Raw genomic sequence first — 9,501 nt, forward strand, 5'->3', positions numbered from 1 at the left:
CTTCAACCCTACTGACTGACGTCGCCGATAATGAACACCACGAACGATAAGGTTTTCCAGGCTCAATCCCGACCTGCTGACACCCCCTCGCGCCGTCGCTCGCTGTGGGCGGCCTGTACTGCCCATGCGGTACATGACGGCCTGACCGATGTGATCTATGTGCTGCTGCCGATCTGGCAGTTGCAGTTCGGCATGAGCTACGCCCAGGTCGGGCTGTTGCGTGGCGCCTACTCGGGGATGATGGCCGGGTTCCAGTTGCTGGCGAGCCGCGCCGCCCGGCGCTGGGGCCGTGAACGCCTGCTGGTGGGCGGGACGGCGTTGGCGGGTGTGGCCTACCTGCTGGCGGGGCAGGCCGGCGGACTGGCGGTCCTGCTGTTGGCCTTGATGCTGGGCGGACTGGGCGCCAGTACCCAGCATCCGCTGGCGTCCTCGATGGTCAGCGATACCCATGAGGCGGGTGGGGGTGTCAAGCAAGCCTTGTCGCAATACAACTTCGCCGGCGATATCGGCAAGATGCTGATCCCGGCGCTGATCGGCCTGCTGCTGACAGTCGTCAGCTGGCGAGCCAGCACCACGCTGATCGGGCTGCTCGGCCTGGCCGCTGCCGGCTTGCTGTGGTGGTTGATTCCCGCGCGGATCGAGCCGGCGACGCAGGAGAAACAGGCTCGGCGGGCCACCGGCAGCGGTTCCGTCAGCGGTCTGCGCGCATTGCTGGCGACCGGTCTGCTGGACAGCGCGGCAAGGATGGGCTTTCTCACTTTCCTGCCCTTCCTGCTGACCAGCAAGGGCGCCGGGACGGCGGGCATCGGCGTGGCGCTGGCGCTGCTGTTCGTCGGCGGTGCCTTCGGCAAGTTGCTGTGCGGTTACCTGGGGGCGCGTATCGGCATGGTGAAGACGGTCTGGCTGACCGAGTCGGCCACGGCGCTGCTGATCATCCTGGCGGTATACCTGCCACTGGCCGGCCTGATGCTGATGCTGCCGTTGTTGGGGCTGGCCCTGAACGGCACCTCCTCGGTGCTCTATGGCGTGGTGCCGGAGGTGTCGGGGCCGGGCCGGCGCGAGCAGGCGTTCGCCCTGTTCTACACCGGCACCATCGGAGGTGGGGCGCTGGCGCCGGTGCTGTTTGGCCGGCTGGGGGACGCCAGCGGAGTTGCCGTGGCGGTGATCACCCTGGCGGCGATCCTGTTGCTGACCTTGCCGTTGTCCTGGGCGGTGCAGCGGGGACTGGACCGGGCTGCCCTCGCAGATAACGACCCGGAGGCAGGCCCACATGCCGGCTGAAGGCGGTACTGAAGGTACTGGCCGAGCTGTAGCCGACCCGTTCGGCGATTTGCGCCATGCTGATGTCACCGCGGCCCAGCAGGTTTTTCGCCACCGCCATGCGCCAGGCCACCAGGTACTCCATCGGTGGCATGCCGACGGTGCGGGTGAAACGCTCAAAGAACGCGGAACGTGACAAGGCGGCGACCTTCGCCAGTTGCACCATGGTCCAGGCGCGTGCGGGGTCGCCATGCATCTGTCGCATCGCCAGGGCGATATGGCTGTCCGCGAGGCCGCGCAGCAGCCCGGGAGGCGAGTCGTCGCCCGAGGTCGAGCGCAGGGCGTCGATCAGCAGCATCTCCACCAGATGCGTCAGGACCAGGTCGCGGCCTGCGCGCCATTGACTCGCTTCTTCGGCGACGAGCCCGGTCAGCAGCGACAGGCGTTCGACACCACGCACATGGATCTGCGCGGGCAACAGCGAGACCAGCAGGTCGGCATCGGGCGAATCGAACAGGAAGTAGCCACCGAGCAGGCGCACATCGGCGGCGCCGTCCTGCCGGCCGTGGCGAACCTCGCCCGTGGGGGTTGCTGCCGCGTTGGGGTCCAGGCATTCGGGGGTGACCGGTTCGAAACCCGACAGGGTAAAGCCGGGTGTCGCCGGCAGGAGCACGAAGTCGCCAGGCTGGAGGGTGAGGACCGGTTGCTGGTCGACCGCGAGCAGGCAACTGCCTTCGAGGACGACACAAAACCCTGGCTGGCCGAAGGCGCAATAGCGCACGCCCCAGGCCCCGGCCCCGCTGATGCCTTTGGAGAAGACGGCGCGGGGGCGGAGCAGGGTGATGATCTCGGAGAGTGGATCGTTCATTTTTGGACGATTGCAAAACAAATAAGGACTTTCGATTGTAGAGCGTCCGGTCTCTCGTCGCTATCGTTACCACTCTTGAAACTACCCCGGATCTCTTTTCATGAAAACCGTGCTTATCACCGGCTGCTCCTCCGGCTACGGCCTTGAAACCGCGCGCTATTTCCACGCCCAGGGCTGGAACGTGATCGCGACCATGCGCATGCCGCGCGAGGACCTGCTGCCCGTTTCGGAGCGCCTGCGGGTCCTGGCGCTCGACGTCACGCAGCCCGAGAGCATTGCCGCCGTGCTCAAGGCGAGCGGGCCCCTCGATGTCCTGGTCAACAATGCCGGCATCGGCCTGTTCGGTGCTTTCGAGGTGACGCCGATGGCGACGACGCGGGAAGTGTTCGAGACCAACACCTTTGGCGTGATGGCGATGACCCAGGCGGTTCTGCCGCACATGCGTGGCCGCCGTTGCGGAGTGATCGTCAATGTGACCTCCAGCGCGACGCTGGCGCCGATGCCGCTGGTGGCCGTGTATACCGCCAGCAAGATGGCGATCGAAGGGTTCACCGCGTCGCTGGCCCATGAACTGGAGGCATTCGATGTCGCGGTGAAGCTGGTCGAGCCGGGCTATGCGCCGACCACACGTTTCACCAGCAATGGCAGCGCGCGCATGGACGGGCTGATTCCCCCGGCTTACGCGCCGTTCGCCCAGGCCGTCTTTGCCTCCCTCGACCAGTCGTCGGCGCGGACCACCGAGCTGGACGTGGCCGAAGCGGTATGGCGCGCCGCGACGGATACCACCGGCCAGCTGCGTTTTGCGGCGGGAGCGGATGCCGTGGCCCTGGCGGGTTGAGAGCCGCGCTGGCGATTGCGGTGGTCCCCCTGATGTGGAATCCTGCCGGGCATTACCTTCCCGAACGTTTCCCCATGTCCCGCTCCCAACGTCTCCTGGCCTTGCTGCAGATCCTGCGTCGTCACCGTTTTCCTGTCGCCGGGGCGGCGCTGGCCAGTGAGCTGGGCATCAACCTGCGCACGCTCTACAGGGATATCGGCACCTTGAAGGAGCAGGGCGCGACCATCGAGGGCGCCGCGGGGCTGGGCTATGTGCTTCGCCCCGGATTCATGCTGCCGCCGTTGATGTTCTCCGAAGATGAGATCGAGGCCCTGGTGCTGGGCGCGCGCTGGGTGGCGGGACGTGCCGACGAGCATCTGGGCCACGCGGCACGCAATGCCCTGGACAAGATTTCAGCGGTGCTGCCGGCGGGCCTGAGGGACGAGCTCGATGCGTCCGCCCTGCTGGTGGGGCCGAGTGCTTCGCTGTTGTCGACGGACATCGTCCAGCCCCTGATTCGCAAGGCGATCCGGGCCGAGCTGAAAACCCTGGTGGTCTACAAGGACCTGAAGGGCGAGGAATCTGCCCGGACGGTCTGGCCGTTTGCCCTGGGGTACTTCGATGAAGCCCGGGTGATGGTGGCCTGGTGTGAGCTGCGGGGCGGTTTTCGGCATTTTCGCACCGACCGGATTGTCGCTTTCACGGTTGCCGAGGAGCGGTATCCCCGCCGGCGCCAGGCACTGTTGAAGGCCTGGCGGCTCCAGGAGGGGATCGCTCCGCAGTAGCTGATCACTGCTGACAGAAATTGGTAGTGGCATACGTAGGATGGAGGCACTGGCAGACATCGCGCTGACAGTTTACTTCTTACTCCACCGTTCAGAGCCACTTCAATGATCAAGCCAAACTTCATTATCCTGTATGTCGATAGCCCGGAAACCAGCGCGCGTTTTTATGCCGAGTTGCTGGGGCGTGCACCGGTGGAGCAATCGCCGACCTTCGCTTTGTTCGCACTGGACTCGGGGTTTATGTTGGGGCTCTGGTCCCGGCATACGGTGGAACCTCGGGTGGCCGAGGTGGGTGTCGCGGGGGAAGTCGCGTTCTCCGTCGAGGACAACGCTATCGTCGATTCGACCTGTCAAGCCTGGGTTGCCCGTGGGCTGGGTGTTCTGCAAACACCGACAGAGATGGACTTCGGTTATACCTTTGTCGCTCTCGATCCCGATGGCCATCGCCTGCGTGTGTTTGCGCCATCCGGCAACTGATCAAGCACTCCTGGCTCACGCTTGCCTTGGACCTGATGGTGTGGCGAGGCTCAGGCCCGCCGCGCCATCAGCAGCACCGAAGCCGCCCCGGACAACAGCACCGCGCAACCGCGATTGAACAGGCGCTTGCCCTTGGGCTCGGCGAACCAGCGGCGCATATGCACGCCCATATAGGCGTAGGCGCTGATGGCGATCCATTCCAGCGCCAGGAACAAGGCGCCCAGTACCGCGAATTGCGACGAGACACTCTGGGTCGGGTCGACGAACTGCGGCAGGAAGGCGGTGAAGATCAGGATGGCTTTCGGATTTCCCGCCGCGACCAGAAATTCCTGGCGGGCGAGGGCGGGCAGGCTGGCCGGTGCGCCAGCCGCCTTGGCTTCGGCCTCGGGGTTGGCGCGCCAGAGCTGGATGGCGAGGTAGATCAGATAGGCCGCGCCGAGGATCTTGATACCGTAGAACAGCAACTCGGAAGTCTGCAGCACCACCGCCAGGCCCGCCGAGGCCAGGGCGATCATTCCCCCGAAGGCCAGCAAGCGCCCGAGGCCGGCCAGGCATGAAGTGCGAAAGCCATAACGGGTCGAGTTGCTGACCGACAACAGGTTGTTCGGGCCGGGGGCCATGTTCAGGGCGAAACACGCCGGGATAAACAGGATCAGGGTCGACAGGTCCATGGCAGGCTCCAGATCGAAAGTCGGAAAAACCGACAATAACGTCAAGTCCTGGCCGGATACCAGTGCGTCGCAGGCTTTCCCCATCTGTACCTGAAACTTGCTGCTCAGGTGTACGGTTCAGTGCCGATATTCCAGGGCGGCTGCGCGTTTGGTTGCAGTGCAAGGTCACAGGGCCATCGGTTGGGCGGGTGCTCAACGGTTTATCTCTGACCCCCCTCCGTTCGATCGTTCCCACGCTCTGCGTGGTCATGCAGCCGTGACGCTCTGCGTCACATCGCAGAGATATAAAGGGTGTATCCGACGCCCTTCAGCTCGCCTGTCTGTGTCACCCGGTCATGGCTTGGGATCGCTGTAGAACGCGCAGATCGCATAACCATTGGTGGTGTCGTAAAGCTCGGTCAGGAAGGTATTCAGGAACTCGCGGAAATTGTCCTTGCCGATGGCACAGGCGCCTTCATTCGGGTCGTACAGAGCCATGGCGCCAGTAGGGAAACGCCATACGCCGATGGCATGTGCAGCCCCCGACGGAAAATAGATCACAAAAATACTCATGCTCTCGCGCTTGTTCAGCGGATCGAATTGCAATTTCAGGTCGGCACCGTATTTTTTTGATGTGTACTCGTGCTTTGTTGTCGAGCGATACCAGAAATGCTGGCCGACAGTCACTTTTGCCTGTGTTTCGACGGTTGCCAGACCTGCCCAGCCGGCTTCCATCTTGTTCTGCAGGTTCAAGGCCTTGGCCTTGTTGACGATGCCTTTCGCAGGATCGGTCTTGGCCGTGTTCTGGGCAAACCACATCATCACCAGCGCCGCGCACACGCCTTCATAGTTCATCATGGGACCACCGAGAAACGTGGCAATGGTGTCCTGGGAAGACGTGAACAACAGCGCTCCTGCGCTGCTTTCGACCATTTGCGTAAAGCTCTTGGGCATGGCGCGCGCTCCTGATGGCGGTCAAGTCAGTCCCAAGGTGTAGCAGCTACTGCTGCCTGGCGCCATTTCCTGCTGGGTGGCTGCTATCTGTCTGAAGCAGACTCCAAGTTCAATTTTAGACCCCTCCAGATTGCTGGAGAGGCTTCCCATAGACTATTGCCTGTGGATTTGATAGCGTTTGGCCATGTTTTGAGTCCAGAAATGCAAAAGCTGCGATCTGACTTCACTCTAAAAAAATCACGATATCAAGGATGTAGACGAGTGATAACAGCAAATTTATTCATCGACTGGGACTCGGCCTCTCGAGTTACGCGAATAAGGCCAAGCAGTGATATGCCATTGCCCTTAAGGTTTTCTTGCACTAAACAAGCATTCACAGAATTGCAAGATAGAATAATGAGCAAGCTGGCGGAGATTGAGCCTAAGTCAACTATTAAAATATTAAAGTCTAGGATCTATCATGGCTGGCATAGAGGTAAGTCACCTTCTGCTGACAAGGTTGTATGGGATCAACTTAGAACTCAATTAAAGGCCGTATCCAGAAACAGAATTTCCTATCTGCCAGATATAGAGTTTGGCAATGAGCTTATATGCAGAGGAACTCGAAGCCCAATTTTTGATACTTTGCGGCCGGACCGAAGCAACCCTGGGTCTTCAAGTCAGAAGATGGTGGACACAGCTTTAGTTTCCGATCTCCTAAGCTTCTGTCGCTCTGAAAGTGGTAGCTTCAGACGAAATGAAAGACCTACCACCTTGGCCATAGTAGTAGGTGATGATGACGATCTTTTGCCAGGTGTATTTGTCGCTGAAGCCTGGGGGTTGCCAACTTACGTATTTCGGATCACGCGTGACCACGACAATAAGCATTTAAGTACAGATGGAATAATTCATAGGATTTGAAATGAGCATAGTACAAGCAATCGAAGACATTAAGTTGTTCTGCGATCCGTTCACTGAGATCGCTCAGAAGCCTGTGGCCGGAAAAAAAAGAATCATATTAATTCGGAACGGTAGAGAGCTGATTTTTGATCTCGACGTAGAAACAGGTAGGATCTCAGCGAAGCATAAAAAAGCCGAATACAAAGACATTAAGACACTTATTGCCTCAAGTGAGTTTTCGGATATAAAAAGATTTGCGGAAACCCAAAAAAGGTTCTTTTCTCAAACGAAAGAGAAGCCAGTAATTGAATCAGAGATAAGCTATGGCGGAAATGACATACTTGCAAAAGACCTTGATAGTAGTATAAAAATTACAGATGGCAAGGTAACATTGGTTTTGCTAGACGGTCCGGCGGGAGTAGGTAAAACTTTCCAAATTACTGAGTTGGCAAAAGCACAATACAATAAATTCCTCTCGGATAATCTCAGTCCTCCAGTAATTATCATATCGAGCAGCGGTCGCCGTCTGTCTAACTTCAAAGACGTCCTTGCAGCTACTACTCAAGACATGGGTGCGTCCTTCACGGGGGCACACGTACCTATGCTTGTTAGGCACGGCTTGTTGATCGCGGCAATTGATGGATTTGACGAACTTGTGGATGCTGATGGGTATGAGGACTCTTGGCGCGCTCTAAAGGATTTCATTGAGGAAATTGGTGATTCTGGCAAGGTAATACTTGCTGCGCGAGACACTTTTCTCGATGAGCAGGAACTGATATCTCGAATTAGTGCCGAAAACAAAGGTGCTATTGATCTAAAACTTGCACACATAAAGCTTGCAACAATTGAAACTGCAATTAAATACCTATCGAACTCTAAGTGGAAGCCTACTGACCTAGGTCAGGAAATAACAGCTGATATATTTTCGAGTAACAGCTACGCCTTGCGTCCCTTTTTTCTCAGTGTTTTGAGGGATGCCGGTGGGTGGTCAAACGTGAGCTCGGAAGGCTTTCGCTCATTCCTAGTAAACAATCTCATTGAGCGCGAATCCAAAATACTTTCAAAGACTTTCGGGAATTTGAATAGCGAGGATATTGCGCCAAACCTAAACGCTCTCTTTGAAGAGGTCGCGTTAGAAATGGCCACAAGGGAGAATAATTTAATTGAAATAGACCATCTGGCCTTCCTGACAGACTATTGCTTCGGTGAGTTGCTAGACGATAATTCCCGCCGAAAACTTACGCACAAGGCCGGTAGTATTTCTCTTCTAGAGACTTCTGATATCAAGGATAAAAGGAAATTTCCTCATACTGAGGTGCAATATTACTTTCTAGGGAATGCGCTAGTAGCGCAACTAGCTAAAAAATCCATTCCTGGCGTGCTTCGAAGAACTATTCTAAGTGCGGAGCATCTTGAAGTTTTCGCGGAGGTTTTCACTCGAGCAGAACAAATAGCAAAAAATGCAATGGACTATCTATATGCGACAATCAATGGGGATTCATCCAACGATGGTCTAGCTTCAAACGGTGGTGCAATGGTGCTGCTGAGTTTTGCCATGGGCCTTACTGATCGAATCGATTACCTTGTAGTAAATGATGCAACCTTCGCGGGCGGCTCTCCAAGCGGCGCACTTCAAGATGTCACAATAAGCCGACTAGATATTTGCGGGAGCGATGTTTCCAATGTGATTTTTGAGAAAGTCAAGATTGGAACTCTTGTAGTTAATGAATTCACCATGTTCGGCAGTAGCGTACCGAGCGTGGACGCGCTAGAGATTCGAGGAGAGAATCCTCGCACTGAAAGAGAACCAAGTGAAATTGATGCGTTCATTCGTAATCACTTTGCCGATACAGACATAGGAAAACTCAGAGAGCATCCTGCGGTTTATCTATTGGAGAAAGTTGCTCGTAGATCGGTAAGATATTGCTACCTCCGAGACGGAGACGATGACGAGGGATCATTCATGCTCCGTGATGAGCACTGGCCTCATGTTAAAAGTGTTCTACTTGAGCATGGTCGAATGGAAGTCAAGAAAGGTAAGCCTATGCATGGTAGGCCAGCCGCGCTGATGAGAATTAAGCGCCCCATTGAACTACTCGACTTTAAGTCTCCAGAGACTTTGGCGATCGTAGATCAGCTAACTAAGGAAGGTGCGTAGCTTCATTGCTGATCTCAGGGCCGGTTTCCATCAGAAGCGGTCACTAATGGGCGTCCCCTTTTAGCTGTTCAACCATGAGAAACAAGCACTAATGAAAACCATATTTGAAGACATCATCACGCGCTATGGCACAAAGCGCGCAGAGTTTATCGCAGAGACCTGGCCGAAAACCCCAAAATGGCTTGAATTCATCAAGGTGTCGGAGTCCCCAAGAGCGGAGGAGTACTTTGATGAGGAGATGGAGTTTTACAGGGCGTTCGAGCTGGAACTTGATGATATTCCGAAATTGAGAAATAAAGAAATCAGCACACCTCAATGGGAGGAGATTGTTAATTTTTTAAAAATCCATAACGAGAGACTATCATCGCAAATTGATAACTCGACGACGCTCACCGCCACCTTCGTTTTTATGGGGTCTCTATTTATTCTGCTTGCAAATTACATCACCAATATATTCTACGTTCCGTTTGCATTCCTGGCTGTGGTCGCCATACAGATTTTTTTACAACGGATGGGGCGTCGGCATGAGCTGGCTAGAAATAAAGAGCTTTTGATCATTATCGAAAATTACATCAAAAAATGTCGCACTGAGTCGCCTCGGATTTCGTAGACGGCGACTGTCCGCTCCTGGCCGATTCTGTTGAAAAAGTAGC

Annotated in this window: 10 protein-coding genes; 7 read left to right on the top strand and 3 right to left on the bottom strand. The window is 56.4% G+C overall.

What is annotated here, in order from left to right; all coding sequences use genetic code 11:
- The first annotated feature begins 30 nt into the window (after nt 1-30).
- The gene (locus tag HX881_RS23485; RefSeq protein ID WP_177086856.1) at nt 31-1,281 is read left to right on the top strand and encodes an MFS transporter; all 1,251 of its coding nucleotides are present in this window, start codon (nt 31-33) and stop codon (nt 1,279-1,281) included.
- Here the strand turns inward: HX881_RS23485 and HX881_RS23490 are convergent.
- Nucleotides 1,166-2,128, bottom strand: coding sequence for an AraC family transcriptional regulator (locus tag HX881_RS23490; protein WP_177086858.1), 963 nt, complete (start codon nt 2,126-2,128; stop codon nt 1,166-1,168). The genes HX881_RS23485 and HX881_RS23490 overlap by 116 nt on opposite strands.
- Before the next feature lie 100 nt (nt 2,129-2,228).
- Between HX881_RS23490 and HX881_RS23495 the strand changes: the two genes are divergently transcribed.
- The 3 genes from HX881_RS23495 (at nt 2,229) to HX881_RS23505 (ending at nt 4,207) form a co-directional block, all read left to right on the top strand.
- Nucleotides 2,229-2,966, top strand: coding sequence for an SDR family oxidoreductase (locus HX881_RS23495; RefSeq protein WP_177086860.1), 738 nt, complete (start codon nt 2,229-2,231; stop codon nt 2,964-2,966).
- A gap of 74 nt (nt 2,967-3,040) precedes the next feature.
- Nucleotides 3,041-3,730 (top strand): helix-turn-helix transcriptional regulator, encoded by a 690-nt coding sequence (locus HX881_RS23500; protein WP_177058852.1) that lies wholly within the window; start codon nt 3,041-3,043, stop codon nt 3,728-3,730.
- A gap of 105 nt (nt 3,731-3,835) precedes the next feature.
- Nucleotides 3,836-4,207 carry a VOC family protein gene (locus tag HX881_RS23505; protein ID WP_177058850.1) on the top strand — a complete coding sequence of 124 codons (372 nt, stop codon included), beginning with the start codon at nt 3,836-3,838 and terminating at the stop codon, nt 4,205-4,207.
- 50 nt (nt 4,208-4,257) lie between these two features.
- Here the strand turns inward: HX881_RS23505 and HX881_RS23510 are convergent, their stop codons facing one another.
- Together HX881_RS23510 and HX881_RS23515 are read right to left on the bottom strand one after the other, a co-directional pair.
- Nucleotides 4,258-4,878, bottom strand: a complete 621-nt coding sequence (locus HX881_RS23510) for a LysE family translocator (protein WP_017124693.1) — start codon at nt 4,876-4,878, stop codon at nt 4,258-4,260.
- Nucleotides 4,879-5,211: 333 nt separating this feature from the next.
- Nucleotides 5,212-5,811 carry a hypothetical protein gene (locus HX881_RS23515; RefSeq protein ID WP_177058848.1) on the bottom strand — a complete coding sequence of 200 codons (600 nt, stop codon included), beginning with the start codon at nt 5,809-5,811 and terminating at the stop codon, nt 5,212-5,214.
- 396 nt (nt 5,812-6,207) lie between these two features.
- On the opposite strand from HX881_RS23515, the gene HX881_RS23520 reads away from it, so the two are divergent.
- From HX881_RS23520 to HX881_RS23530, 3 genes are all read left to right on the top strand, one after another.
- On the top strand, nt 6,208-6,711 hold the full coding sequence (locus HX881_RS23520; RefSeq protein ID WP_177086862.1) for a hypothetical protein: 504 nt from the start codon (nt 6,208-6,210) through the stop codon (nt 6,709-6,711).
- 1 nt (nt 6,712) lies between these two features.
- The gene (locus HX881_RS23525; protein WP_177086864.1) at nt 6,713-8,848 is read left to right on the top strand and encodes an NACHT domain-containing protein; all 2,136 of its coding nucleotides are present in this window, start codon (nt 6,713-6,715) and stop codon (nt 8,846-8,848) included.
- A 91-nt stretch (nt 8,849-8,939) separates the two neighbouring features.
- Nucleotides 8,940-9,458, top strand: coding sequence for a hypothetical protein (locus HX881_RS23530; protein ID WP_177086866.1), 519 nt, complete (start codon nt 8,940-8,942; stop codon nt 9,456-9,458).
- The last annotated feature ends 43 nt before the right edge of the window (nt 9,459-9,501 follow it).

Origin of the sequence: Pseudomonas gingeri (assembly GCF_013386115.1) — a bacterium.
GTDB lineage: Bacteria > Pseudomonadota > Gammaproteobacteria > Pseudomonadales > Pseudomonadaceae > Aquipseudomonas > Aquipseudomonas gingeri.